This window comes from Amycolatopsis jiangsuensis (assembly GCF_014204865.1).
Classification (GTDB): domain Bacteria; phylum Actinomycetota; class Actinomycetes; order Mycobacteriales; family Pseudonocardiaceae; genus Amycolatopsis; species Amycolatopsis jiangsuensis.
In genome coordinates this window covers 288,088-312,893 of the sequence record NZ_JACHMG010000001.1, presented here as the reverse complement: position 1 = coordinate 312,893, position 24,806 = coordinate 288,088, and the positions used below count along the sequence as shown (strand labels likewise).

Below are 24,806 nucleotides of genomic sequence, written 5' to 3'. Positions count from 1 at the left end.
GGATCAGTTCCCGACGCCCAGCTGCTCGCTGTAGAAGAGCCCCAGCCCGAACATGCAGCAGATCGCCGACAGCAGCCAGAACCGGATGATCACCGTGGTTTCCGCCCACCCGGCGAGTTCGAAGTGGTGGTGGAACGGGGCCATCCGGAACAGCCTTCGCCGCGTCGTGCGGAACACCGCGATCTGGGTGACCACCGAGATCATCTCGACCATGAACAGGCCCCCGATCACGATCGCCAGCAGTTCGGTGCGGGTGGTGATGGACAGCCCGGCGACCAGGCCGCCCAGCGCCAGCGACCCGGTGTCCCCCATGAAGATCTTCGCCGGGGCGGCGTTCCACCACAGGAAACCGACGCAGGCGCCGGTGGCCGCGGCCGCGACCACCGCGAGGTCCAGCGGGTCGCGTACGTCGTAGCAGGCCGGCACCGGCTGCTCCGAGCAGGAGATGCGGGCCTGCCAGAACGAGATGACCACGTAGGTGGCCAGCACCATCGAGGAGGCGCCCGCGGCGAGACCGTCCAGGCCGTCGGTGAAGTTCACCGCGTTCGACCAGCCGGAGATCACCACGTAGCAGAAGATCACGAACACGATCGACGGGAACGTGATCAGCGAAAGGTCGCGGACGTAGGACAGGCTCTGCGAGGACGGGGTGAGCCCGTGCTCGTCGGCGAACTGCAGCGACAGCACCGCGAACAGCACGGTGATCACGAGCTGGCCGACCAGTTTGGCGGTCTTGTTCAGGCCCAGGTTGCGCTGCTTGCGGATCTTGATGAAGTCGTCGAGGAAACCGACCACGCCGAGCCCCACCGCGAGCAGCAGCACCAGCAGGCCGGACGCCGAGGGCCCGGCGCCACGCGAGTTGCCGAGCCAGGTGATCAGGTGCGCCGCGAAGTAGCCGACGACCATCGCGATGATGATCGCGACGCCACCCATGGTCGGGGTGCCGCGCTTCGACTTGTGCCCCTGCGGGCCTTCTTCGCGGATCTCCTGGCCGAAACCCTGCCGGGAGAAGACCCGGATGAGATACGGCGTGAGGAGGATCGAGACCAGCAGGCCCGCCGCGGCCGCGATCAGGATGTTGATCACGCGTGACCACCGTTCGAGGGTTCGGAGGAGGGTGGGAGTGGCGTCCCGGGAGCAGCGGCCGGACCGGTGCTTCCGGGGCCGGTCAGCAGTGCCTCGGCCACCCGCCAGAGACGGGCCGCCTTGGACGCCTTGACCAGCACCACGTCCCCGGGACGGAGCTGATCATGCAGCAGCGCGACGGCGGACTCGGCATCGGGTACCAGCACCGACTCCTCGCCCCAGGAGCCCTCCTGGGTCGCGCCCTGGTGCATCGCGGCGGCCTCGTTCCCGACCACCACCAACCGGTCGATGTTGAGCCGGACCACGAGCCTGCCGATCCCGTCGTGCGCGGTCACCGACTCCTCGCCCAGCTCCCCCATCACGCCGAGCACGGCCCAGGCGCGCCGGCCGGACGAGCGGCTCATCGAGGCCAGCGCCTTGAGCCCGGCACGCACCGATTCGGGATTGGCGTTGAACGAGTCGTTGAGCACGGTGACGCCGTCGGGGCGGGTGGTGACCTCCATCCGGCGGGCGGACCGGCGCTGCAGTGCCGACAGCCGCTGCGCGATCTCCTCCGGCGTCGCGCCCAGTTCCAGCGCGATCGCGGCCGCGGACAGCGCGTTGCCCACGTGGTGCTCGCCGTGCAGGGGCAGGGTGACCGGGGCTTCGCCGGCCGGGGTGACCAGCCGGAACGACGCGCGGACCTCCGCGTCCAGGGTGATGTCCGCGGCCCGCACCTGCGCCGAGGGGCTCTCCCCCACGCCGGCGACCCGGGCGCGGGTCCGGCTCGCCATCGCGGCGACCAGCGGATCGTCGAGGTTGAGCACCGCGAGGCCGTCCTCCGGCAGTGCCTCGACCAGTTCCCCCTTGGTCTTCGCGATGCCCTCGCGCGAGCCGAACTCGCCGACGTGCGCACTGCCCACGTTGAGCACCGCGCCGATCCGCGGCGGCGCGATCGCGGCCAGTTCGGCGATGTGCCCGGGCCCGCGGGCCGACAGCTCCAGCACCAGGTACTTCGTGTCCCGGCCCGCCCGCAGGGCGGTCCACGGGTGGCCCAGCTCGCTGTTGAACGAACCGGGCGGCGCGACGGTGGCTCCCATCGGCTCGAGCAGCTGCGCGATGACGTCCTTGGTCGAGGTCTTGCCGGACGAACCGGTGATCCCGACGACGGTCAGCCCGCCTGCGGCCAGCATGTCCACCACGTACCGGGCCAGCTTCGCCAGCGCGGCCAGCACCGCGGCGCCGGACCCGTCGGTGTCGCCGGCCAGCGCCACCGACCGCTCGTGCGCCCGGCCCCCGGGCAGCGGCGGCACGACGATCGCCGGGGCGTCCACCTCGCGTGCGGCGAGCACGCCCACCGCACCGGATTCGACCGCGCGCGCGGCGAAGTCGTGGCCGTCGACGCGTTCCCCGGGCAGCGCGAGGAACAGCCCGCCCGCCCCGAGTTCGCGGGTGTCGAACTCGACGCTGCCGGTGACCACCGGAGAGCCGTCGGTGCGGTGCAGCCGGCCGCCGACGACGTCGGCGATCTCGGCAAGGCTGAGTTCGATCACGCGGTCACCTCGAGACGCTTGCGGATGGCGGCCTCGAGTTCGTCGCGGTCGGAGAACGGGTGCACGATCCCGTGCGCCTCCTGGCCGGTCTCGTGGCCCTTGCCGGCGATGAAGACGATGTCGCCCGGTGCGGCGAGCGCGACCGCGTGCGCGATGGCCTCGCGCCGGTCGCCGACCTCGAACACCTCGCCGCCCTGCGCCGGGCCGACCCCCCGCGCCCCGGCCAGCATCGCGGCGCGGATCGCGGCCGGATCCTCCGACCGCGGGTTGTCGTCGGTCACGATCAGCACGTCGCTGCGACGCACCGCGGCCTCGCCCATCACCGGCCGCTTCGCGGTGTCCCGGTCGCCACCGCAGCCGAGCACGGTGATGATCCGGCCCTCGGTGCGGGCCCGCAGCGCGTCCAGGCCCTGGGCGACCGCGGCCGGCTTGTGCGCGTAGTCGACCACCGCGGTGAACTCCTGGCCGAGGTACACCCGCTCCATCCGGCCGGGCACCTCGACCGCGGCCAGCCCGGCCACGATGTCGTCGGCCGAGACGCCCGCGCTGCCCAGCATCGCCGCCGCGAGCACCGCGTTGGCCACGTTGAACGTGCCGGGCAACGGGATCTTCGCGGCGCGGACGAGCCCGCCGGGGCCGTGCAGGGTGAAGGTCTGCTCTCCGGCCGGGGTCGCCGCGATGTCCGAGGCACGCCAGTCGGCCTCGGGGGAGACGGTGCCCGGCTCGATCGACACGGTCACCGTCTGCGGGGTGAGCAGGGCCTGTCCCCACGCGGTGTCCACGACGACGACCTCGGTGGTGGAGCGCCCGTCGAAGAGCTTCGCCTTGGCCGCGAAGTACTCCTCCATGTCGTGATGGAAGTCCAGGTGGTCCTGCGAGAGGTTGGTGAACGCGCCGACCGCGAACCGGGTGCCGTTGACCCGGCCCAGCGCGAGCGCGTGGCTGGAGACCTCCATCGGCACGTGGGTGACGCCCTGCTCCAGCATCACCGCGAGCAGCGCCTGCAGGTCCGGCGCCTCCGGGGTGGTGAAGCCGCTGGCCAGCCGCTCCCCGGCGATCCGGGTCTCGATGGTGCCGATCAGGCCGGTGGTCAGCCCGGCCGCACGCAGCCCGGCGTCCACCAGGTAGGAGGTGGTGGTCTTGCCCGCGGTGCCGGTGACGCCCAGCACGGACACCTGCAGCGAGGGCTCGCCGTAGATCCACGCGGCGATCTCGCCGAGCGCGTCCCGCGGGTCCGGGTGCACCAGGATCGGCACGCCGGCGTCGCGCAGCGCGGGCCGCTCGGCGCCCGCCGGGTCGGTCAGCACCGCGGCCGCACCGGCCGCGATCGCCTGGCCGCTGAAGTCGGCGCCGTGGGCGCGGGCGCCGGGCAGTCCGGCGAACAGGTCGCCGGGCAGCACGTGCTGCGCGCGCAGGGTGCTGCCGGTGACGGTGAGATCGGCGGCCTCGGGCCGGTCTGCGATCAGCCGCGCACCCGCGCGGGCGAGCAGGGTGGCCAGCGGGACCGGTTCGATCCGGGCCGGGCGCGGCGGCGCGGCGACGACTTTCGCCGGGCTGTCGGGCAGCGAAGCGGCGACCGGCCCGCTCTGGGGCTGGGACGAGGACACGGACACGCCGGAGAGGTTACCGAGGCCGTGTCCGGGTGACCCAAGCCGGTACGGCGAACGCGCGGCGGTGCCCCGCGTGTGCTAAAGGAGCGGCACTCGTCGTTGTGCCGCAAAGCCTTTCCCGCCCGCACGGCCCATGTGGACGTTGCTGCGGGCGGGAAAGCGGCTCCCCGGCGGCGAAACCGGCCGGGACTCAGGAAACGACGAGCGGGACCACCGGCGACTCCGCGCCGGACACCGGGATCTGGTAGCGCTGCGCGAGGTAGGAGGCGATCGAGTGGAACAGCGGTCCCGCCGAATGCCCCGCGGGCAGCGTGGTGTCCGGCGCGTCGAGCCGGATGCCCACCACGAACCGCGGATTGTCGGCGGGCAGGATGCCGGCGAAGGTGATGTTCGCCAGGCTGCCGCTGTAGGCCTTGGTGCGCGGGTCGATCTGCTGACCGGTGCCCGTTTTGCCGGAGATCTGGTAGCCCTCCAGCGCGGCCGAGGGCGCCGTGCCCGCGTTCGGGCTCTTGGCGTTCTGCACCACCGCGCGCAGCATGTCACGCACCGTCTTCGCGGTCTGCGGGCTGACCACCTGCTCGGTCTTCGGCGCCGGTTCGGGCACCACCGAGCCGTCCGGCTTCTTCTCCGACTTCACGATCCGCGGTGGCACGCGCAGCCCGTCGTTCGCGATCGCCTGGTACATCCCGGCCATCTGCACCACGGTCATCGACAGGCCCTGCCCGATCGGCAGGTTGCCGAAGGTCGAAGCCGACCACTGGTCGCGCGCGGGGACGTACCCCGAGCTCTCGCCGGGCAGTCCGATCCCGGTCCTGGCCCCGATGCCGAACTTCTTCAGCATCTCCAGGTACTTGTCCGGCCCGACCTTCTGCGCCAGCTCGAGCGTGCCGACGTTGGACGACTTGGCGAACACGCCGGTGGTGGTGAACGTCTGGGTACCGTGCGTCCAGGCGTCGTGCACCGTCCGGTCGGCGATCTTGATCGTGCCGGGGACCTGCAGCGTCGAGGTCGGCGAGGCGATCCCGCCGTCGATCGCCGCGGTCGCGGTCACCACCTTGTTCACCGAACCCGGTTCGTAGGGCGTGGTCACCGGGCGGTTGTTGAGCAGGTCGTTCTCCAGCGTGGAGGGATCGTTCGGGTTGAACGTCTTGGCGTCGGCCAGCCCGTAGACCTCACCGGTCTTCGCGTCCATGACGACCGCCTGGCCGCCCTTGGCGTTCGACTGCGCGACGTAGTCGCTCAGTTGCCGCTGCAGCTCGTACTGCACGTCGGAGTCGAGCGTCAGCTCCAGGTCGGAACCCGGCACCGCGGCCTGCAGCACGTGCTCGGTGCCGGGCAGGTACAGGTTGTCGTTGCCGTTCTGGGTGTTCACGATCTCCCGCCCGGGCGTGCCCGCCAGCGCGTCGTCGCGGGAACGCTCCAGCCCGACGACCCCGTGCAGGTTGTGCTTGGACACGTCGGGGTCGTCCATCCGCCAGTTCGCGAGGCCGACGATGTTGGAGCCGAGCGTGTCCCCCGGGTACTCGCGCTTGGCGCGGTTCTCCACGCTGATCCACGGGTACTGCTCCACGATGTCGTCGGCCACCGACGGCTCGACGTCGTCGACCAGGTAGGTGAACGACTGCGGCTTGTGCAGCAGCTTCAGCTGTTCCTGCTCGGTGGTCAGGTTCGGCACCTTCTGCGCGATGAGCTTCGCCGCCGCGGTGACCTCGGTCTCGAAGGTGCGGCCCTTCTGCGGGTGCTCCTTCGCGTACTCGTCCATCGACTTGTGCAGTGCCCGCAGGTTCACCGACAGGGTGCGGGTTTCCACGCTGAACGCCAGCTTCGCCCCGTTGCGGTCCACAATGGACCCGCGCTCGGCCGGGATGTCGATGGTGAGCGTGCGCTGGCGTTCGGCGGCGGCCGACAGCGCGGGGGCCTCGAACCACTGGACCTGCACCAGTTTCGCGCCCGCGACGACCATGATCACCACCAGCAGGATGCGCACCGCGGAGTACCGGCTGCGTTGCCCGCCGTTACCGCGTTTCGCGACCGCGCGACGGGTGCCCGCGGCGTAGGTGCGCCGCGCGCTGCCGGTCGCCCGTGCCCGGCGCTGCCCGCCTGCCGCCATCACTGCCCTGCCTCGGTGCCGGCCGGGGTGCCCGCCAGATCGCCTTCGATCCCGCCTTCCTGCGGTCCGGCGGCGGGCGGCGCGGACGGCGGAGTGCCGACCTCACCCGGAGTCTGGGGCTGCGCCTTCTGCGGGTCGCCGACGACGCGGGTCTTGCCGTCCGCGCCGACCACGATGCGTGCCGGGTCCCCGGCGGGCACCATGCCGAGCGCCTTGGCGGCGGGGGCGAGCGAGGCCGGCGACTGGGCCTTGGCTACCTCGCGTTCGAGCCGGTCCTTCGACTCGGCGAGCCCGGCGTTGGTGGTCCGCAGCTGCTCCAACCGGTAGGAATCGGCGATCGCCTGCGTGGTCAGCCACAGCGTGGACACCACCCCTGCCGCGAGCAGCCCCATCATGATCAGCACGAACGAGGCGCGCGAACTCGGCCAGCGCAGCTTGAGCCGGGTACGGACCCGCTTGGGCTGCACCGGTTGCGGCTCGGCTTCGGGCTTCCTCGCCGGACGCTGACGCAGCAGGTCGGCACGCTGCGCGCGGCGCGCGTACGCCCGCTCGGCAGCCGTGGTGCGCCCGCGCGACGCACGGCGCGGCGAGACCGCCGGCTGCGCGGTGGTGGTCCGCGGTTCCGGCTCGACCGTGGTCCCCGCCTGGGCACGCCGCCGGGTCGCCACGCCGGGACGGCGGGACTTCGTGGGTGCGGTCATCGCGGCTCTCCGATCCGTTGTGCTGCCCGCAGCCGCACCGAGGCGGCCCGCGGGTTGTGCTCGATCTCGCCTTCGGCGGCCTTCTCGGCGCCCCTGGTCAGCAGCCGCAGCTGGGGGCCGTGCCCGGGCAGCTCGACCGGAAGCCCTTCCGGGGTCCGGGATTTCGCCAGCCCGGCGAGCGCCTGCTTCACCAGCCGGTCTTCCAGGGACTGGTAGGACTCGACGACGATGCGGCCGCCCATCGCGAGCGCCCCGAGTGCCGCGGGCAGTGCCCGGCGCAGCACCTCCAGTTCGCCGTTGACCTCGATCCGCAGCGCCTGGAAGGTGCGCTTGGCCGGATGCCCTCCGGTGCGCCGGCTGGCCGCGGGCACGGCCGCGTACAGCAGCTCCACCAGCCGCCCGCTGCGGGTGAAGGGCTCCTTGTCCCGCTCCGCCACGACCGAGCGCACGATCCGCTGCGCGAACCGCTCCTCGCCGTAGTCGCGCAGGATCCGGATCAGCTCACCCGGCGGGTAGGTGTTGAGCACGTCGGCCGCGGTGAACCCGGTGGTCGGGTCCATCCGCATGTCCAGCGGCGCGTCCTGGGCGTAGGCGAACCCGCGTTCGGTGCGGTCCAGCTGCATCGACGAGACGCCGAGATCGAACAGGATGCCGTCCACCGTGGACAGTCCCAGCCCGGCGAGCGCCTCGGGCAGGCCGTCGTAGACGGTGTGCACGAGGTCGACCCGGTCACCGTGGCGCGCGAGCCGCTCACCGGAGCGCTCCAGCGCGGCGGGATCCCGGTCGAGACCGACGAGCCGCAACCGGGGGAAGGCTTCGAGGAGGGCGTCGGCATGCCCGCCGAGCCCGACCGTCGCGTCCACGAGCACCGCGTCGCGCTCGGCCAGCGCCGGGGTGAAGAGGTCGACGATGCGTGCGGCCAGCACCGGTACGTGTTCGGCTGCCACAGACCTTCCCCCCTTTCGTGCTTCGCGCCGAGGGAAGATGCGGCGGATGCCGTCAGGTCCCTGCCCGCCCGCTTGCCGACCTGGCACCGGGGAAGGTGCGCCAGGGCCGTAGAGCGGACAGAGGCCTCACGGCATCCGCGAGGGCGACGTACCCGCGTCCCCCGACGACGCAGGTGCGCCTTTCCTAGAAGACGCCCGGCAGGACTTCCTCTCGAGCCTGTGCGTAGCTGTCCTCGTGTTCGTCCAGGTAGCCCTGCCACGCCTGGGCATCCCAGATCTCCAGCCGGGTGATCGCGCCGATCACCACGCATTCCTTGTTCAGCCCGGCGTACCTGCGCAGCTCGGACGCGATCGCGATGCGTCCTTGCCCGTCCGGGCGTTGTTCGTCGGTCCCGGCGAACAGATAGCGCTGGTAGGCCCGCACCGCCTCGTTCGTGAACGGGGCTTCGGCGACCTTCCGGGCCATCTGCTCGAACTCGGCACGGGGGAAGACGAAGAGGCAGTGGTCCTGCCCCTTGGTGATCATCAGCCCACCGGCCAAGGCGTCGCGGAACTTCGCGGGCAGCGCGAGCCGCCCTTTGTCGTCCAGCTTCGGGGTGTGGGTGCCGAGGAACACCGGCGTCCACCTCCCTACCGGTCCCGGCTGGCGAACCACCCGATCCCGGCCCCGGGGCTCCCTTCTGCCCCACTGAGCACCACCGTACCCCACTTTCCACCACAGTCAACGCGCTCCGCCGCGTTGTCGCCCTGTCGGGTCACGCGTTTGCGCTGGTCAGCGTCGTGGGTCCAGGTGGGGCCGGGTGGGGGCCGCGGTGGCCAAGATCCCCCATGGCGGGGTCCCGGGCAACCAGATCACCCCTGAAACGTCCGGATCACGGCACCGTGGGGACCACCGCCACCCGGCAGTGGGGACCGGTGGGGAGCCCGGGTGGGGTGGAGTGGGGGACGCAGGTGGGGCGCGGTGGGGAGCCGGGCAGGGCCCTGCACGGGCCCGTCCACCCACACCATCAGCCCGGCTCAGATCACGAGCCCGCCCACACCACCAGCCCCACTCACACCACGAGCCCGCCACTCACAGCCGAGCCCGTCCACTTGCGGCTCGAACCGTCCGTGCACCTCCGTCCGCCCGTAGCGATCTCCCAGCGGACCATGAAGGAGTGCTTGACCGAGCCCGATTCCGTCAGGGATGCCCGCACGGACAGCAGCTCCGTCAGGCCCCCGGTCACGGACACCTCCGTCAGGGCTCCGTGCCGTACTCCCGCCGTGCCGGCCGGAGGTGCCCCCGTGGCGGCGTGTGAGGGGCGGGACGGGATGATCTCGCGGTGATGCCGTCCGGGAGCCGAGCTGGCACGGTGTCCCCTGCCGTCGTGCTGCGGCGGTGGTTCGAGGCCGTGTCCGGGCGGCGCTGGGCGGTGTCGGCGCTAGTGCCGGCCGCGGTCGTGTTCGCCGCGGGTGTGCTGACCGCGGTCTGCACGATGTGGCCGGTGGACCTGGAGGTCTACCGGCACGGCGCGCAGGCGCTCGCGCACGGGCAGGACGTCTACGGCACGCTTCCGCCGACCCGGGCCGGGATGGTGCTGCCTTTCATCTACCCGCCGTTCGCCGCGGTCGCGTTCCTCGCGCTCGCGGTCCCGCCGACGCCGGTGGCCGCGGTGCTGATGCTCGGGATTTCCCTGACCGCACTGGGCACCACGGTTTACGTGGTGATCCGGCCGCACACCCGGCGCCGTGCCGCCGTCCTCGCCTCGGTGGTGGCCGGGGCCGCCGCGCTGGCGTTCGAGCCGGTCCGCGAGACGTTGTGGTTCGGCCAGGTGAACCTCGTGCTCATGGCCCTGGTCGTCGTCGACTGCCTGGGCCCCAAGACCCGCCTCCCGCGCGGAGTACTGGTGGGGCTCGCCGCGGCGGTGAAGATCACGCCGGCCGGGTTCCTGCTGTTCTTCCTGCTGCGACGGGACTTCCGGGCGGCCGGGACGACGGTCGCGACGTTCCTCGCGGCCGGGCTGCTCGGGTTCGCGGTGGCTCCCCGTGCCTCCGCGGCGTACTGGTTCGGCGGCGGGCTGACCGGGGCTTCCGGGATGAGCGGGTCGATCTTCGCCACCAACCAGACGATCCAGGGCGCGGTCAACCGGTTCGGGCTGCCGCACGCAACCGCGCTCGTGCTGATCGCGGTCGCCACCCTGGCCGCGTTGCTGCTCGCCGCCGCGGCCATGCGCCGGACCGACGCGCCGACGGCGTTCCTGCTGAACGCGGCGGCAGTGCTCGTCTGCTCCCCCATTTCGTGGTCGCACCACTGGGTGTGGATCGTCCCGGCGACCGTCCTGTTCGCCGCCCGGGCCACGAGCCGCACCGCGGTGGCCGGGCTGGCCGCGATCGTCGCGGTCTTCGTCGTGGCACCGCATTCGCTGCTGCCCCACCAGGACTTCCGCGAGCTGTCCTGGGGACCGCTGGAGCAGCTGGCCGGCAACAGCTATCTGCTGCTGGCGCTGGGGTTCCTGGCCTGGCACTTCGCCGGACGGCGCCGCGAAGCGCGGACCTGACCGGTCATCCGGCCGGGATCAGCGCCATCACGCGTTCGACCAGACGCGGGGCGTCGACCGGGGCGACGGTCACCCAGTCCTCGCCGCCGGCGCCGGGTGACTGGGCCGCGGAATAGGCGCCCGCGTCGGTGTCGAACCAGGTCACGCCCCCGGTACGGACGAGCCGGCCGTCGCGGTCGCGGACCCGGACGGTGAACTGCCCGGCCGCATACACCGGACGCGCCTGGATCGCCCGCAGTTCCTCGCCGTGGCGCCCGGCCGGCGGAGTCTCCGCGCCGGCCGCGGGCAGCCGGACCCCGTACCCGGGACCCGGCGCGAACTCCGGCAGTACGGCCACGATCTCCGAGGCCAGCTCGCTCTCGCCGATCCGCCGCACGCCGACCGTCCGCACCGGCTGGACGGCGAGCACCGCCTCCCGGCCCCGCAACGCGGAGACCGCGCGGAACGGTTCGTCCGCGGTCATGTCCGCGAGCACCTCGCACGAGAGGTACACCGTGCCCGAGGCCAGCAGCCGCAGCCGGCTTTCCAGTGCCGCGTCGAGGCGGCCGTCGAACAGGCCCCGTTCGCCCAGGTTCCGGTACACCTCGGCGCGGATCGCGGCCCGGTCGTCGACGGTCTCCCCGACGCTCGGCACCGCCAGCGGCGCCGGCGGACGGCCGAGCCCGAGGTCGTCCCAGACGACGTCGAACGCCGACGCGGACAGCCGGATCAAGCCGGCTCCGCGCCGAGCTGGGGGACCGCGGGGAAGTCCGCGCGCGGAACCAGCCCGTGCAACGCGGTGTCCCGCGTGCGCAGTACGTCGATCGCCTTCTGCCGGGCCGCCTCGGCGGCCTCCCTGCGCACGTCCATCTCGAACGACAGCCCGGCCAGCTCCAGCACGTTCCCGCTCGCCGCGGCGGAGCGGATCATGGTCGCCGGATCGAACTCGACCGGTTCCGGCATCTCCGCGCGCGCCCGCGCGGCGACCTCGGCCTGCCCGGTCACCGCATCACCGACCACAGTGGACATCGCGGAGGTCTCCCCCAGCCAGCCCGCCGCACGGGCGAGCACGGTCCGCATCGCGTCGCCCGCCTCGCCCTGCCAGCTTTCCCGGCTGCCGGCGGACAACGCGGTGAGGCTGCCGATCGACTCGCGCAGCCGCCCGGACAGCTCGGTCCAGCGCGCACCTGCCGAACCCGCGGCAGCCGGGTCGTTGCCGTCCAGCACCTGCGCGGCGAGCGCGGCGTGGCTCATCGCCTCGTAGCGGGCCACCGGTTCCGGGACGACCGGGGTATCGGGCACGGCACTCCTCCTCGCGGGGTTTCAGGGCAGCTTCGGTTCGACCAGCTCGGCCACCGACGACGCCCGGCGGCAGGCGAGCGGTACGTCGGCGAAGTTCGCGTTGCTCACGTCGACCTGCACGCTGGCCCGGCCGGCCACGCCGAGCAGCACGGCGCAGGTGCCGTTGCGGCCGGACACCTGCAGCGCCTGATGCGCACCGACCGTCTTCTTCGTCCGCTCGCCGGTGGAGACGTCGAGGTTGTCCAGGCCGTTCGTCTCGTCGAGGGTGACGGTGACGCCGTAGACCGACGGCACTTTCCAGTCGCACGCCCGCGCCTCACCGATCGTCTTCTCCTTGCCGAGCGCGGTGAACCCGACCGCCGAACGGTCCTGCGGGGACAACAGCTCGCACGGCTCCAGCCCAGCCATCGACAACGGCGCCGAAGCCGACGCCGGCGCACTGCTCGCGGGCGCCGCGGGCTGCGCGGCAGGCGCACGGCCACACCCGGTGAGCAGCAACAGCGACAGCACGGAGACGACCGCGAACTTCCGCCGCGCCTGCGGCGCGGTCACCGGATCAGCCACCGGCACAGTCCACCCCGTCCGCGGCGTTCTCGTCCTGCGCGCGGTACTTGTCCAGTGCGCCGGCGATGCGTTCGCGCAGCGCGGCGATCTCCCGGCCGAAGGCGGAGAGCTGATCGGCCACCGAGCCGTCCCGGCCGATGCCGTACTTCGCCATGAACGTGCCGATCTCGCCGGCGTACCCGCTGCCCAGCGGCACCGACCGGCCGAGCACCGCGGCCTCGCGGGCCATCTCGCCGACCACGTCGCCGAGTTCGCCCAGCTGCGCGTAGGTGGCGCCGGCCAGCTCCGGCGAGACCACGAACCGGCCGCCGGCCAGGCCCGGCACGTCGGGCAGGGCGTCGGTCTCGCTCATGCGGTTGCGCCTCTCCGTGATCAAGCGACCTCGACGAGAGAGCTTACGGCAGCGCGGACGGTCAGCGGACCCACCCGAAAATACTCGCTCCTCACCCGGATGCCGTAGCGGTCTCCATGGCACAGCGTCACCGGCGGAGGTTCGCGGGGTTGCGCCGCCGAGTTCGCCCGAGTTTGACACACTGGATGCGAGGCTGGGCGCGGCGCGGACCGCGAGCGCCCCGGCAGGTGCCGGAGGACCCGCTCAGCCACGCCCCACCAGGAGGTCGAGTGACGTCGAGAATCCAACCCGCTTCCGCTGCCGGGCCGCACGGGAACGGCCGGCCGCCGCACCCGGTGGTGGACTCCGCGGACGGGCTGGCGAGCCTCCCCGCGGCCGGGCTCGACGAACTGCACGACACCGCGCGGCGGATCGCCGCGAACGTGGAACGGGTCCTGGTCGGCAAGCCCGAGGTCGTCCGGATCGCGCTGGTCACCCTCCTGGCCGAGGGCCACCTGCTCGTGGAGGACGTGCCCGGCGTCGGCAAGACGTCGCTGGCCAAGGCGCTCGCCCGCTCGATCGACTGCACGGTCAGCCGCGTGCAGTTCACCCCCGACCTGCTGCCCAGCGACGTCACCGGGGTGTCCATCTACAACCGGCAGACCGGCGAGTTCGAGTTCCGGCCCGGCCCGGTGTTCGCGAACATCGTGGTGGGCGACGAGATCAACCGGGCCTCGCCGAAAACGCAGTCCGCGCTCCTGGAATGCCTGGAGGAACACCAGGTCACGGTCGACACGAGCACCTACCAGCTCGGCGCCCCGTTCATGGTGATCGCCACCCAGAACCCGATCGAGATGGAAGGCACCTACGCGTTGCCCGAGGCGCAGCGTGACCGGTTCACCGCGCGGGTGTCCATCGGCTACCCCGACCAGCAGGCGGAGCTGGCCATGGTCGACGAGCACGCCGGGCACGACCCGCTCGCCGAGCTGGCGCCGGTGTCCGACGGCGCGACCGTGCGGCGGCTCGCCGCGACGGTGCGCACGGTGCACATCGCGCCGGAGGTCCGCCGGTACGCGGTCGACCTGGTCGCCTCGACCAGGCAGGTGCCGGAGATCCGGCTCGGCGCTTCGCCGCGCGCGACGCTGCACCTGGTGCGGGCCGCGCGGGCGCAGGCGGCGCTGTCCGGCCGCGACTACGTGGTGCCCGACGACCTGCACACCGTCGCGGTGCCGGTGCTGGCCCACCGGCTCGTGCTGACCACCGAGGCGCACGCCGCCCGCCGTTCGGCGACGGACGTGGTGCGGGCCGTCCTGCACCGCGTTCCCGTCCCCCAGGGCTCGGCCCGCTGAGCCGTCCCGCTACCCGATTCGAGAAACCGCATGCTGCGCGCGCTGTCCGGCCTCACCACCCGTGGCCGTTGCCTGCTTGCCGCCGGGATCGCGGCCGCGGTGTGCTCGCTGGTGCTCAACGAACGCGATCTGCTGCGCGTCGCCGTCTTCGTGGTCGCGCTGCCGCTGCTGGTCGCCGCGTACATCGCGGCCACCCGGCTGCGGCTGGGCGCGGCGCGCGCGCTGCACCCCGAGCGGATCGCGGTCGGCTCGACCGGCGAGGTGCACCTGGAGCTGTGGCGCAGTGGCCGGCTGCCGGGCGGTGAGGTGCTGCTCGAGGACGGGGTGCCGTACCCGCTGGGTACCCGGCCGCGGTTCGTCGTCGAACGCCTTCCCCACGACCGGCGGGTGCTGCTGCGTTATCCGCTGCGGCCGGGGCTGCGCGGGATCCAGCAGGTCGGGCCGCTGCGGGCGACGATCACCGATCCGTTCGGGCTGTGCGAGTTCGACCGCGAGCTGATCGGGCATTCGCGGCTGGTCGTCGTGCCGCAGGTGGTTCCGTTGTGGGGGCTGCCTGGCGGCTCGGGGGTGGGCGCCGGCGAAGACGGCAGCGTCCGGCTGCACTCCGGGCAGGGCGAACCGGACGTGATCGTGCGGCACTACCGCACCGGCGACGACATGCGGAAGGTGCACTGGCGCTCGACGGCCCGGCGGGACGAGATCATGGTCCGGGTGGAGGAACGCCCGTGGCGCGGTGGCACGACCGTGCTGCTGGACCACCGTGCCGCCGCCCACCACGGCAGCGGACCGGAGGCGAGCCTGGAATGGGCGGTGTCGTTCGCCGCGTCGGTCGCCCTGCACCTGCGCCGCGCCGGCCACCGCGTACGACTGGTGACCGAGCACGGCCTCACCCTGACCGACATTCCCGGCGGGAGCGGGGAAGGTCACGACAACGTCGTGCTCGACACGCTGGCCGCGCTGCCGGCCGCCCACCAGCGCGACGTCACCCTCGGCCACGATCCCGCGGAAGGACAGGAACTGATCGCGGTACTGGGCACGGTGAGTGCGGAGTCGGTGCACGAGCTGACGAGGTACCGCCCCCGCGGAACCCGCAGCCTCGCGGTCCTGCTGGACACGCCGAGTTGGGCGGGGACCGCCCCGGACCACCTGACCGCGGCGACCGAGGATTCGGCCGCCCTGCTGCGTGCCGCCGGCTGGGGAGTCGTGGTCGCCGGCCCCCGGACCCCGATGCCGGAGGTATGGGCCGACCTGGGCCGCACCGGCACCCGCACCTCGGTGGCCGGAGGCACCCGATGACCACCCCCACCGCGGCCTCCCGGCCCACCCAGCCGAGCGACGAGCACGACCGGGGCCCTGTCGGGGTTGGGCTTGTCCCGCCGCACCTCCAGCTCCGCACGACTGATCGTGGCCTCGCCACGCTGTACCGCCACCACACGACCATCCACGCCACTCCGCCGCACAGCCACCACGGCACGGTCGGCTATCGACTCCCCCAGCCGCACTACGACCACCGCACGGTCGGCCATCCAGTCGCCACGCCGCGCTGCCACCACATGACCAGCCACCCCACACCGCCGCACAGCCACCACCAGCGCACACCCGGCCACACCGTTCCCACCACGCCGCTGCCGCCGGCCGCCCCGCCGCACGACCACCACCACACCAGCCACAGCCAGCGCACACCCGGCCAAGCCGTTCCCGCCACGTCGTCGTCGGCTGGGCGTCCCGGGCAGGCGGGCCGGGCACGCGCGGACGGAGGGGCCCGATGACCGCCACTGCGTCCCGGCCGCCCGCGTCGCCGCCTATCCCCCATACTCCTGCGCCACCGCCGCCCGAACCGCCCGCGGCGTGGGCGAGCAGTCTGCTCGCCCCAGTCGCGGCCGGGGTGGCGACGCTTTGCGCCGCCACTTCGCTGACCAGCGTGGTGGCCGGGTGGGCGTGGTTCGGATATCTGTTCGTCGCGGTCGTGCTCGTCGCCGCAACGGGGCTGGCGCTGCGCTCGTTGCGCGCGCCGATCGTCGTGGCCGGGCTCGGGCAGTTGCTCGTGCTGCTCTTCATGGTCACCGGGGCGTTCACCACCCAGGGCGTGCTCAAGATCATCCCCGGGCCCGCCGCGTTCGGGGAGCTGCAGGCCACGCTCGCCGCGTCGGCCGAGCAGATCCGCACCGGGCTGCCGCCGGTCGAGGGCACCCAGCCGATCCTGTGCCTCGTCACGATCGCGATCGGGCTGGTCGCCGTGCTCGTCGACACGCTCGCGGTCGCCGCCTCGGCGCCGGCGGCCACCGGGCTCGTGCTGCTCTGCGTGTACGCCGTGCCGGCGGCCCTGTCCGAGGACATGCTGCCGTGGTGGACGTTCCTGCTCGGCGCGGCAGCGTTCGCCGGTCTGCTCGCGCTCGACGGCAACCATCGCCACCGCAGCTGGCGCAACCGCGAAGCATCCGGCGCCCCCGGCCGGGCCAGAGCGTTGCAAGCGCCGGTCGCTGTGGTCAGCGCCGCGGTCGTGCTCGGTCTGCTCGGCGGCGGGGTCAGCTGGGTCGGCACGGTCGGCAAGATCCCGTTCGGGTCCGGCCCCGGCGGGGGTGGTGACGGCACCGGCGGCTTCGGCGTCGCGCCGTTCACCCAGCTGCGCGGCCTGCTCGACCAGGGCGACAACACCGAACTGTTCCAGGTCCGCGGCCTCGGCCCGGAACGGCGGCTGATGCGGGCGTTCACCCTCGACAGCTACACCCCCAACAAGGGCTGGGGCCTGCGCAGCGGTGGCCAGGCGCAGACCGGCGTGGTCGCGAACAGCACCCTGCCCGCCGCCCCCGGCGATGACGGCACGGGCGCCTCGCAGCAGATCCGGATCCAGCCGACGCGCTGGGTCGACAACTGGCTGCCGATCTACGGAGCGCCACGGGCGTTGCGCGGCGTCCCTCCGCAGTGGCTGTACGACCGGATGAGCGGCGCCGTTTTCACCACGAAGAGCGAACCCGCGCCGCCGTACGTGGAGACGGCGTCGTTGAAGGAACCGAGCGCGGCGGAATTGCGCACAGCAGCGCCGAAGTCCGACGAGGTGCCCGCGTTCTACACCCGGCTCGACGGCGTCGACCAGCGGGTGGTCGACAAGACCGGCCAGCTCATCGCGGGCAAGAACAACAACTTCGACCGGGCGACCGCGTTGTGGCAGTTCTTCAGCACGCAGAACGGTTTCGTCTACGACACCAAGACCGCGGACGCCACCGACGCGGACGCGCTCGCCGACTTCATCCTCAACGGCAAGCGCGGTTACTGCGAGCAGTACGCCTCCGCGATGGCCGTCATGCTGCGGGTCGCGCACATTCCGGCGCGGGTCGCGATCGGCTTCACGCCGGGTGTGCAGAAGGGCGACTACCAGTCGATCAGCTCGCAGGACGCGCACGCCTGGGTCGAGGCGTACTTCGGCGACAAGGGGTGGGTCAGCTTCGACCCGACGCCGCTGGCCGACGGGCGCGGCATCGTCCCGCCGTATCTGCAACAGAGCAACCAGAACCAACAGCAGCCCGACGCGACCGAAGACCTGCCCACCGCGCCCCGCACCACCGCTCCCTCGACCGGTGCCGCGCCGGACCAGCAGCAGGACCAGGCCGCTCCGGCGAACCCGGCCGACACCGGCCCGGACAACGGCTGGCTCGGCTGGCTGGCGCTGGCACTGGCAGTACTCGGGGCGGCCGCGGTGGTGACGTCGTACCTGCTGCGCCGGCGCCCGGAGGCCGGTGGGGGCACCGTGTCCGGACTCCCGCCGCCACCGCCCGGCCCGGAGGGCGACCTGCTGGTGCGCAGCCCGGCCGTGGCCGCGCCCGCACCGGCGCGGACGGCGGTGCTGTGGCTGCCGCCGGTCGCGTGGGGGTTGTTCGTGGCCGCGATCGGGTTCCTGGCCGGCTTGGTGGCCTGGTGGTTCGCGGTGCTGGTGGTGCTGGTGCTGGTGGCCGTCAGCGCGCCGGCCGTCGTCCGGGACGTGGTCCGCCGCCGCCATCTGCAGACGATCACCGCGCACACCCCGGACTCGGCCGACGCCGCGTGGCGTGAGCTGAAGGCCGAATGCGCCGACCGCGGCCTGCCCCTCCCGGAAAGCGACACGGTCCGGGTGTCGGGCGGCAAGATCGCCGAACACCACCACCTGGACGACGAGGGCCGGGAAAGCCTGCGCACGGTCCTCGGAGCGGTGGAACGCAGCTGGTACAGCGACGCGTCCACACCGGATCCGGATTTGGCACCAGCCTTCGACCGCCTCCGGGGCGGCCTCCGCCGCACCGCGCCACTCCCCCTGCGTGGACGGCTGTTCCCGCGCTCAGTACTGCAGCGGGACCGCGAAGGGAATGCCGGACGGAGGTAACTGGGCGCATTCCGGTCGGTCACCCGACGAACGGCGACTGCACTGCGGGCTTCCGGCGCACACTTTCCACGGTGACCGGCGGACACGGTGACGCGGCCGCGGTGGGATGTCGGTTTGCGGGAGAACCCTCGTCCAGCCTGTGCTCTGGTCGTCCGGAGAGTAGGGGGGTCGCCACGGTTACGGCAGTCACGGTCGCGGCAGCCGCGGTCGCGGCAGCCTGTTTGCCGCCGCACTGCTCGCGCAGGCCGCCGCATTGCACGGCGCCGCACCGCTCGGCCTGGCACCGCTCAGTGCGGGCCCCCATACCGCTCGGCGCGGCAGCCGGTCACCGCAGCACCAGTCCACCACCACAGCCGGGCGCCGCAAGACGAGCCAGCTTCTCAACGCGGGCACCGAATTGCCGTAGTGCTGCTCACCGCAGCCAATCACCTCAGCATCGGCTCGTCCCGCAGGCAGTCGAAGCAGCCGATCACCGCTCGACGCGGCAGCCGTCACCGTGATTGCCGCAGCGCCGACCGCCACGCCAGCCGTGCACCGCAGCCGGGTCGCCGCTGCGTCCCCGTCGCAGCAGCCTCACCACCGCAGCATTCTCGCCGCAGCAGCTCCGCCGTGGTAGCCGGGCACCGGAGCAGCCGGTCGCCGCTGTTGCCCGCGGCGGGCTGGTCGAATCCGGGCGCGGCCTCGACCGTTTCGCGGCCTGACTCCGGGCCGGCGGGGCCGCGTACGAGAAACCGCGCCTCACCTGGGAGTGAAGCGCGGATCCCGGACGTCGGGGGTTACTGCTCTTCGAAGCGCTGGCGGAAACGTTCTTCCATGCGCTGGGTGAACGAGCTCTTGCGGCCCGGCTGCTTCCCGCCGCCGCCACCGCCGCCGCTCTGCGTGTTCGTGCCGCTGTCGCCCTGGCGCAGGGACGTGACGGCCACCATGACCCCGAAGAACATCACGAGGAACCCGAGCACGCTGACCACCGGGATGTCGGCGACCCGCAACACGGGCAGCACCACACCGAGCACCAGTAGCGCGACACCCACCACGAAGAGGGCTATTCCCTGGACGCGCCGACGACGCGCGGGACGGCGCAACCGGGTGCCACGCACCGTGGATGCGAACTTGGGGTCCTCGGCATAGAGCTCGCGCTCGATCTGGTCGAGCAGCCGCTGCTCATGCTCGGAGAGTGGCATCTTTCCTCCTCCGGCACAGCTGTCGCGGGCGCCGGGCCGCGCAACGTCCTGGACCCAACAGCCAACCCCAGGCGGGGTGGCACTGTCCAGGATACGAGCCCCGCGCTCGTCCGACTACCCGATCCCGTATCCGGAACGGATCGAATCGGGGGAAATCCGTCACGACCGGGGTTGACGCTGGGTCACCAGGCCCCACCCGGCCTCCCGCGGCAGGCCACCCGCCACTCCGGCAATGGTCCGAACCGCACTTCCGCGCTCCGGCGAGCACACTGCGCGACAGCCGGCCTCGTCCCGGAACAGGTGCCAGCCACCGCGTGCCCAGGCGCGAGGACGGGCACGCGGACACTGCTGCCTTCAAGCCAACGCCCGCTTGGGCAGCCCCCGGCCGCGCGCCGCCTCCGCCGACCCAACCACCACTTCCCCGAGACACCAGCCACCACTTCCCCGAGACAACTGCGCAACCAGCCCCGGGACAACCGCCAGCCAGCCAGCACCCTCCCAGGACAAGTGCCCAGCCAACCACCACCTCCCCCGCACGACCTCTTGCACGCGGAGCGTGCGCCCAGGCAACCACGACGTTCCCGGGAGGACCGCCCAGCCAGCCGCCACCTCCCCCAGGACCACCGGCCAACCAGCCACCACGCGGCCCAGCCACATCCCCTGGGCGACCACGCGGCCCAGTCACTTCCCCTGGGCGACCACCCAGCCAACCACCACGCTCCCGGGACAACCGCCCAGCCAGCCATCACGCGTCCCAGCCACCTCCCCGGGACGACCACCCGCCAACCACCACTCGTCCCAGCCAGCGCCAGGCCACCAGACCCACACGTGCCCGCGGCCCTCGTCAGCCGCCGACCTGCCAGATCAACCCCTGCCTGCTCAACCCGGCTCGCCCCCTCTCACTCACCCTCCTTCGGCGACAGCAGCGACGCCGGGCGGATCGCGGACTTCCCGAAGCGGGAGCGGGCCACGTCAGCGGCCAGTTCGGCGTCTCGCCAGCGGGGTTCCGGGGAGTCGAACGCCAGCTGCTCGCCGTCCACGCCGGTGTCCAGGCTTTCCACCCGGACGCCGATCAGCCGGACCGGGCCGGTGGGGGCGTGCTCGGTCAGCAGGTCCACGGCGGAGCGGTGGATCTCGCGGGCGACGTCGGTCGCGGCGGGCACCGTGCGCGCCCGGGTGATCGTCCGGAAGTCGTCGAAGCGGACCTTGATCGACACAGTCCGCCCGCGCAGGCCACGGGACCGCAGCGTGGCGCCGACGCGCTCGGACAGCCGCAGCAGTTCGACGCCCAGCTCCGCCCGGTCGGCCACGTCGACCTCGAACGTGTGCTCCGCGCCGATCGACTTCTCCGCCGACTCCGGTACCACGGCCCGGTCGTCGTGTCCGTTGGCCAGCGCCCACAGGTGCTCGCCCATGGCCCGGCCCAGCGCCCGCCGCAGGCGCGCGGGCGGGGCCGCCGCGATGTCCGCGATCGTGTACCAGCCGTGGCGCTGCACCAGCTCCTCGGTGCGCTTCCCGACGCCCCACAGCGCCGACACCGGCAGCGGATGCAGGAACGGCACCGTCTCGGCCGCGGGCACGACCACCATGCCGTCCGGTTTCGCCATCCCGGACGCGAGCTTGGCCACGAATTTGACCTTCGCCACCCCTACCGAGCAGCTGATCCCGTGTTCGGCCCGTACCCGCTCCCGGATCCGCGCGCCGAGCCGCACCGGGGTCGTCCCCAGCCGCCGCAGCGCGCCCCCGACGTCCAGGAAGGCCTCGTCGAGGCTCAGGGGTTCGACGAGCGGCGTCAGCTCCCGGAAGATCCCCATCACGCCCCGGGAAACCTCGCCGTACAGCCCGGGCGTCGGCTGGATGCACACCAGCCGCGGGCACAGCCGCTTCGCCGTGGCGAACGGCATCGCCGAGCGCACCCCGAACCGCCGCGCCGGATAGCTGGCCGCGGCCACCACCGACCGCGGCCCGCCGCCGGACACGACCACCGGCAGCTCCGCCAGCTCCGGCCGCGTGCGCAGCTCACAGGCCACGAAAAAGGCATCCATGTCCACGTGCAGGATCACGCACCCGCTGTCGTCCGGCACTGGCTCTCCGGCGGTGACGCGGTAGCGGGCCATCCCGCTCGGCAGTTCGGTGTTTCTCCCCACGTCCGGAACGCTACCGGCGACCTCCGACAATTTCCGGACCGCCGGGACCCGCGACCCTCCTGATCAGCGGAAAGCCCGGGTCAGGCGCGGCGGGCGATCGCGTGCAGTCGGCCGGCGACGTCGCGCAACGCCGGCACCGCGGCCGCGGTCAGTTCGAACTCCGCCAGCTCGTCTTCGCGCACCTCACCGGTCACCACGTCGGCGATGATCCGGTCACCCTGCAGCAGGGTCACCTCGAGGCCCGCAGCGTTCAGTGAGTCGGTCAGCCCGGCACTGTCGTACCGGCGCAGTACGGTGTCGCGCTCACCCGGCACCACGCCGTCGGCGTCCGCGAGAAGCCGCTGCGCGTCGGCGAGCCGGCCCGCGAGCGCGCGGTGCAGCACGGCCGCGTTGCGGTTGGCGACCAGCACCGACACCGCCCCACCCGGCGCCACCGCGGCGGCCAGGGCATCGAGCACGGCGCGCGGGTCGTCCACGACCTCGAGCAGCCCGTGGGCGAGCACGAGGTCGGCAGAACCGGACGGCACATGCGCGGCGAGCGCGTCGGAGTCCTCCGGGACGACCGTGATTCCCCTCGCCACGCCCTCCTCCTCAGCGCGACGCAGCAGGGTCGCGCGGGCGTTGGGGTTCGGTTCGACGACGGTGACGAGGCATCCCGCCGACGCGAACGGCACCGCCCAGCCGCCGCTGCCGCCACCGACGTCGACGACGACCGGCTGCTCCACGCCGCGCGTGCGCGCCGCCCGCAGTTCCGCCTCGAGCGCCCGGCGAACGGCGCCCGAGCCCCGGGCGGCGACGGTGTCCGTCTTCATGGCCGACAGGGTAGTGGCCACCGGTCACCCGCCGTGATCCGCGTGGGCGTCGAAGCGGCGTTCGCCACCTTCCCGGCTACCGTTCCGCCGTACGGGCCGTAGGCTGTGTCGAGTGCACACGGTCGCCGTTCTCAGCCTCAAGGGTGGCGTCGGTAAAACGACGGTCGCGCTCGGTATCGCGTCGGCCGCTCTGCGTAGGGGCACCCGCGCGCTCGTCGCGGACCTCGACCCGCAGGGCAACGCCACCACCTCGCTCGATCCGCCGTTCACCGACGCGACGCTCGCCGACGTACTGGAGACTCCCGCCCGCGCCGTCCTCGAGCGAGCGATCGCGCCCAGCGTGTGGAGCGAGCAGATCGACGTGCTGGTCGGCGCGGAGGAGCTGGAGCAGCTCAACGAGCCGGGCCCGGACGGGCGCCGGCTGGAGAACCTGTCCCGCGCACTCGACGAACTGCACCAGAATCCGCTCCGCGACGAACCTTACGAACTGGTGATCATCGACTGCCCGCCGTCACTCGGCCGGTTGACGAAATCCGCCCTGGTGGCCGCGGACACCGCACTGATCGTCACTGAACCCACGATGTACGCGGTGGCCGGCGCGCAGCGCGCGCTGGAAGCGATCGACCGGATCAGGCAGGAGCACAACCACGCGCTGCGCCCGCTCGGCGTGCTGGTGAACAGGCTGCGCGTGCGCTCCTACGAGCACCAGTTCCGGAGCGCGGAACTGCGCGAGAACTTCGGCTCCCTGGTGATGCCGACCGCGATCCCGGATCGCCTCGCCGTGCAGCAGGCGCAGGGCGCGTGCAGCCCGATCCACGAGTGGCACTCCCCCGGTGCACAGGAGATCGCACTGACGTTCAACATGGTGCTGGCGAAAATCCTGCGCTCCACCCGCGCCGGGCGCCACCGCGTGCACGGCACGGACGAGGCCCCCGCGGAAGTGTCCGGGAACGCGGGCTGAACGGTGCCCGAAGGCGACACGGTCTTCCTCGCCGGGAAGCTGCTGAATCGGGCACTGGCCGGGAAGACGTTGGTACGCGGCGAGTTTCGTCATCCTGAACTGGCCACTGTGGACCTTGTCGGACATACGGTGCGTGAGGTCGCGACGGTCGGCAAACACCTGTTCACCCGGTTTTCCGGGGACCGCACGCTGCACAGCCACCTGCGGATGGACGGCAGCTGGCGAATCCATCCGGTCGGCGCCAAATGGCCGATGGCCGCGCACCACGCCCGGGTCGTGCTGGCGACCGCGGAACTGGAGGTCATCGGTTTCCGTCTGCACGACCTGAAGTTACTCCCGACGGGCGAGGAATCCGGGCTCGTCGGGCACCTCGGGCCGGACCTGCTCGATCCACTGTGGACGGACGAGCACACGGCGACGGCCACGGCGCACCTGGCCGCGCGGCCGGATCGGGAACTCGGCGACGCCCTGCTCGATCAGCGTGTACTGGCCGGCGTGGGCAACCTGTACAAGACCGAGATCTGTTTCCTGCTCGGCGTTTCCCCGTGGACGCCGGTGTCCGGAGTGGACCCGGCACGCGTGGTGGCGCTCGCCCGGAAACTGCTGCTGGCCAACGCGTGGCGGCACGAGCAGATCACCACCGGCGACCCGCGCCGAGGCCGGCGCAACTCGGTGTACGAGCGCACCCGGCAGGGCTGTTTCCGCTGCGGGGGCACGGTACTGGTGCGCCCGCAGGGCGACGGGGCGTACCAGCGGCCGACGTGGTTCTGCCCGCGCTGCCAGCCCGGCCCCTCGCCGGAGTGAACGCCGCGGTCTTCACGGGGGTGTTCGCCGGGTCTCCGCCGGGGTGTTCGCGTCCGGCGAACGTGGCCGGGGTGGCGGACAGAACCCCGAAATGATGTTGCCGGACGGCGCGGTTCGCGGTTAGCGTGGCAGTACACGGGAAAGGAGGTGGTCCTCAGTTGTATTCACACAGGACTCGTGAGGTGGCTGTCCGCTAGCGGATAGCACGCGCAAGGGACTTTGAGCAGCGATACAACCCGAGCCACCTTCGGCTCATCGCCTGCTTCGCGTGCTGCCTGAGAGCGAATACCAGGCAGTCACCGGGCTCCCGGGGTTCTCGAGCACCAGTCCGGCTCGAGCCTGGACGCGTGACGGCGTCCAGGAGGCACCCCGGGGGCTACCACTATTTTCGACGGTGTTCTCCCCGTTTGTCGGACGCTGGCTGGGGTTGCGACGTGTTGGCCTGGCTCCTGGCGCGGCGCCCGGATTTGGTTGGTATCGCGGCACCTTGGTTTGGCTG

20 protein-coding genes are annotated in these 24,806 nt (G+C 72.5%); 6 read left to right on the top strand and 14 right to left on the bottom strand.

The genetic code is table 11. From position 1 onward, the window contains the following. Window positions 1-3: 3 nt before the first annotated feature. From mraY to mraZ, 7 genes are all read right to left on the bottom strand, one after another. Window positions 4-1,086, bottom strand: coding sequence for a phospho-N-acetylmuramoyl-pentapeptide-transferase (gene mraY, locus BJY18_RS01330; protein ID WP_184776973.1), 1,083 nt, complete (start codon window positions 1,084-1,086; stop codon window positions 4-6). Continuing rightward, window positions 1,083-2,618 (bottom strand): UDP-N-acetylmuramoyl-tripeptide--D-alanyl-D-alanine ligase, encoded by a 1,536-nt coding sequence (locus BJY18_RS01325; protein ID WP_184776972.1) that lies wholly within the window; start codon window positions 2,616-2,618, stop codon window positions 1,083-1,085. Before BJY18_RS01325 ends, mraY begins: the two co-directional genes overlap by 4 nt. Then, window positions 2,615-4,183 carry a UDP-N-acetylmuramoyl-L-alanyl-D-glutamate--2,6-diaminopimelate ligase gene (locus tag BJY18_RS01320; protein WP_184784340.1) on the bottom strand — a complete coding sequence of 523 codons (1,569 nt, stop codon included), beginning with the start codon at window positions 4,181-4,183 and terminating at the stop codon, window positions 2,615-2,617. The genes BJY18_RS01325 and BJY18_RS01320 overlap by 4 nt, the downstream gene beginning before the upstream one ends. A 235-nt stretch (window positions 4,184-4,418) precedes the next feature. Continuing rightward, the gene (locus tag BJY18_RS01315) at window positions 4,419-6,338 is read right to left on the bottom strand and encodes a peptidoglycan D,D-transpeptidase FtsI family protein (RefSeq protein ID WP_184776971.1); all 1,920 of its coding nucleotides are present in this window, start codon (window positions 6,336-6,338) and stop codon (window positions 4,419-4,421) included. Next, a complete protein-coding gene (ftsL, locus tag BJY18_RS01310) occupies window positions 6,338-7,039 on the bottom strand; it encodes a cell division protein FtsL (protein WP_184776970.1) in 702 nt (233 codons plus the stop codon). Before ftsL ends, BJY18_RS01315 begins: the two co-directional genes overlap by 1 nt. Next, window positions 7,036-7,986: a 16S rRNA (cytosine(1402)-N(4))-methyltransferase RsmH gene (gene rsmH, locus BJY18_RS01305; RefSeq protein WP_184776969.1), complete on the bottom strand. Its 951-nt coding sequence runs from the start codon at window positions 7,984-7,986 to the stop codon at window positions 7,036-7,038. The genes ftsL and rsmH overlap by 4 nt, the downstream gene beginning before the upstream one ends. Window positions 7,987-8,170: 184 nt before the next feature. Then, window positions 8,171-8,602, bottom strand: coding sequence for a division/cell wall cluster transcriptional repressor MraZ (mraZ, locus tag BJY18_RS01300; RefSeq protein ID WP_184776968.1), 432 nt, complete (start codon window positions 8,600-8,602; stop codon window positions 8,171-8,173). Window positions 8,603-9,338: 736 nt separating this feature from the next. Here mraZ and BJY18_RS01295 point away from each other — a divergent pair. Next, entirely contained in the window at window positions 9,339-10,523 is a 1,185-nt protein-coding gene (locus BJY18_RS01295; RefSeq protein WP_312873698.1) for a glycosyltransferase 87 family protein, read from the top strand. A gap of 4 nt (window positions 10,524-10,527) precedes the next feature. Here BJY18_RS01295 and BJY18_RS01290 read toward each other — a convergent pair whose 3' ends face one another. From BJY18_RS01290 to BJY18_RS01275, 4 genes are all read right to left on the bottom strand, one after another. Beyond that, complete coding sequence (locus BJY18_RS01290) at window positions 10,528-11,235, bottom strand: ESX secretion-associated protein EspG (protein ID WP_184776966.1); 708 nt, start codon at window positions 11,233-11,235, stop codon at window positions 10,528-10,530. Beyond that, window positions 11,232-11,756 (bottom strand): PPE domain-containing protein, encoded by a 525-nt coding sequence (locus BJY18_RS01285; RefSeq protein ID WP_184784339.1) that lies wholly within the window; start codon window positions 11,754-11,756, stop codon window positions 11,232-11,234. Before BJY18_RS01285 ends, BJY18_RS01290 begins: the two co-directional genes overlap by 4 nt. A 69-nt stretch (window positions 11,757-11,825) precedes the next feature. Beyond that, complete coding sequence (locus tag BJY18_RS01280) at window positions 11,826-12,368, bottom strand: DUF3558 family protein (protein ID WP_312873697.1); 543 nt, start codon at window positions 12,366-12,368, stop codon at window positions 11,826-11,828. Next, window positions 12,361-12,720, bottom strand: coding sequence for a hypothetical protein (locus BJY18_RS01275; protein ID WP_184776965.1), 360 nt, complete (start codon window positions 12,718-12,720; stop codon window positions 12,361-12,363). Before BJY18_RS01275 ends, BJY18_RS01280 begins: the two co-directional genes overlap by 8 nt. 269 nt (window positions 12,721-12,989) lie before the next feature. Between BJY18_RS01275 and BJY18_RS01270 the strand changes: the two genes are divergently transcribed. The 3 genes from BJY18_RS01270 to BJY18_RS01260 all read left to right on the top strand — a co-directional run bounded on the left by BJY18_RS01270 (window position 12,990) and on the right by BJY18_RS01260 (window position 18,402). After that, window positions 12,990-14,048: an AAA family ATPase gene (locus BJY18_RS01270; protein WP_376774630.1), complete on the top strand. Its 1,059-nt coding sequence runs from the start codon at window positions 12,990-12,992 to the stop codon at window positions 14,046-14,048. 30 nt (window positions 14,049-14,078) lie between these two features. Next, on the top strand, window positions 14,079-15,344 hold the full coding sequence (locus BJY18_RS01265) for a DUF58 domain-containing protein (protein WP_184776964.1): 1,266 nt from the start codon (window positions 14,079-14,081) through the stop codon (window positions 15,342-15,344). A 469-nt stretch (window positions 15,345-15,813) separates the two neighbouring features. Beyond that, window positions 15,814-18,402 carry a transglutaminase TgpA family protein gene (locus BJY18_RS01260; RefSeq protein WP_184776963.1) on the top strand — a complete coding sequence of 863 codons (2,589 nt, stop codon included), beginning with the start codon at window positions 15,814-15,816 and terminating at the stop codon, window positions 18,400-18,402. Between the two features lie 776 nt (window positions 18,403-19,178). On the opposite strand, the gene BJY18_RS01255 is transcribed toward BJY18_RS01260, so the two are convergent. From BJY18_RS01255 to BJY18_RS01245, 3 genes are all read right to left on the bottom strand, one after another. Beyond that, the gene (locus tag BJY18_RS01255) at window positions 19,179-19,583 is read right to left on the bottom strand and encodes an SCO2097 family morphological protein (RefSeq protein ID WP_184776961.1); all 405 of its coding nucleotides are present in this window, start codon (window positions 19,581-19,583) and stop codon (window positions 19,179-19,181) included. An 899-nt stretch (window positions 19,584-20,482) separates the two neighbouring features. After that, window positions 20,483-21,700 (bottom strand): DNA polymerase IV, encoded by a 1,218-nt coding sequence (dinB, locus tag BJY18_RS01250; protein ID WP_184784336.1) that lies wholly within the window; start codon window positions 21,698-21,700, stop codon window positions 20,483-20,485. Window positions 21,701-21,810: 110 nt separating this feature from the next. Beyond that, window positions 21,811-22,542, bottom strand: a complete 732-nt coding sequence (locus BJY18_RS01245) for a methyltransferase domain-containing protein (RefSeq protein ID WP_184776960.1) — start codon at window positions 22,540-22,542, stop codon at window positions 21,811-21,813. 112 nt (window positions 22,543-22,654) lie between these two features. Between BJY18_RS01245 and BJY18_RS01240 the strand changes: the two genes are divergently transcribed. Together BJY18_RS01240 and BJY18_RS01235 are read left to right on the top strand one after the other, a co-directional pair. Beyond that, window positions 22,655-23,503: a ParA family protein gene (locus tag BJY18_RS01240; RefSeq protein WP_184776959.1), complete on the top strand. Its 849-nt coding sequence runs from the start codon at window positions 22,655-22,657 to the stop codon at window positions 23,501-23,503. Between the two features lie 3 nt (window positions 23,504-23,506). Continuing rightward, entirely contained in the window at window positions 23,507-24,307 is an 801-nt protein-coding gene (locus BJY18_RS01235; protein WP_184776958.1) for a DNA-formamidopyrimidine glycosylase family protein, read from the top strand. The last annotated feature ends 499 nt before the right edge of the window (window positions 24,308-24,806 follow it).

Excerpts from the sequence above, each read along its gene's own strand:
- ftsL (WP_184776970.1), bottom strand. The coding sequence starts at position 7,039 with ATGACCGCACCCACGAAGTCCCGCCGTCCCGGCGTGGCGACCCGGCGG.
- BJY18_RS01245 (WP_184776960.1), bottom strand. The coding sequence starts at position 22,542 with ATGAAGACGGACACCGTCGCCGCCCGGGGCTCGGGCGCCGTTCGCCGG.
- BJY18_RS01265 (WP_184776964.1), top strand. The coding sequence starts at position 14,079 with ATGCTGCGCGCGCTGTCCGGCCTCACCACCCGTGGCCGTTGCCTGCTT.
- dinB (WP_184784336.1), bottom strand. The coding sequence starts at position 21,700 with ATGGCCCGCTACCGCGTCACCGCCGGAGAGCCAGTGCCGGACGACAGC.
- BJY18_RS01255 (WP_184776961.1), bottom strand. The coding sequence starts at position 19,583 with ATGCCACTCTCCGAGCATGAGCAGCGGCTGCTCGACCAGATCGAGCGC.
- BJY18_RS01285 (WP_184784339.1), bottom strand. The coding sequence starts at position 11,756 with ATGAGCCACGCCGCGCTCGCCGCGCAGGTGCTGGACGGCAACGACCCG.
- BJY18_RS01315 (WP_184776971.1), bottom strand. The coding sequence starts at position 6,338 with ATGGCGGCAGGCGGGCAGCGCCGGGCACGGGCGACCGGCAGCGCGCGG.
- BJY18_RS01275 (WP_184776965.1), bottom strand. The coding sequence starts at position 12,720 with ATGAGCGAGACCGACGCCCTGCCCGACGTGCCGGGCCTGGCCGGCGGC.
- BJY18_RS01260 (WP_184776963.1), top strand. The coding sequence starts at position 15,814 with ATGACCGCCACTGCGTCCCGGCCGCCCGCGTCGCCGCCTATCCCCCAT.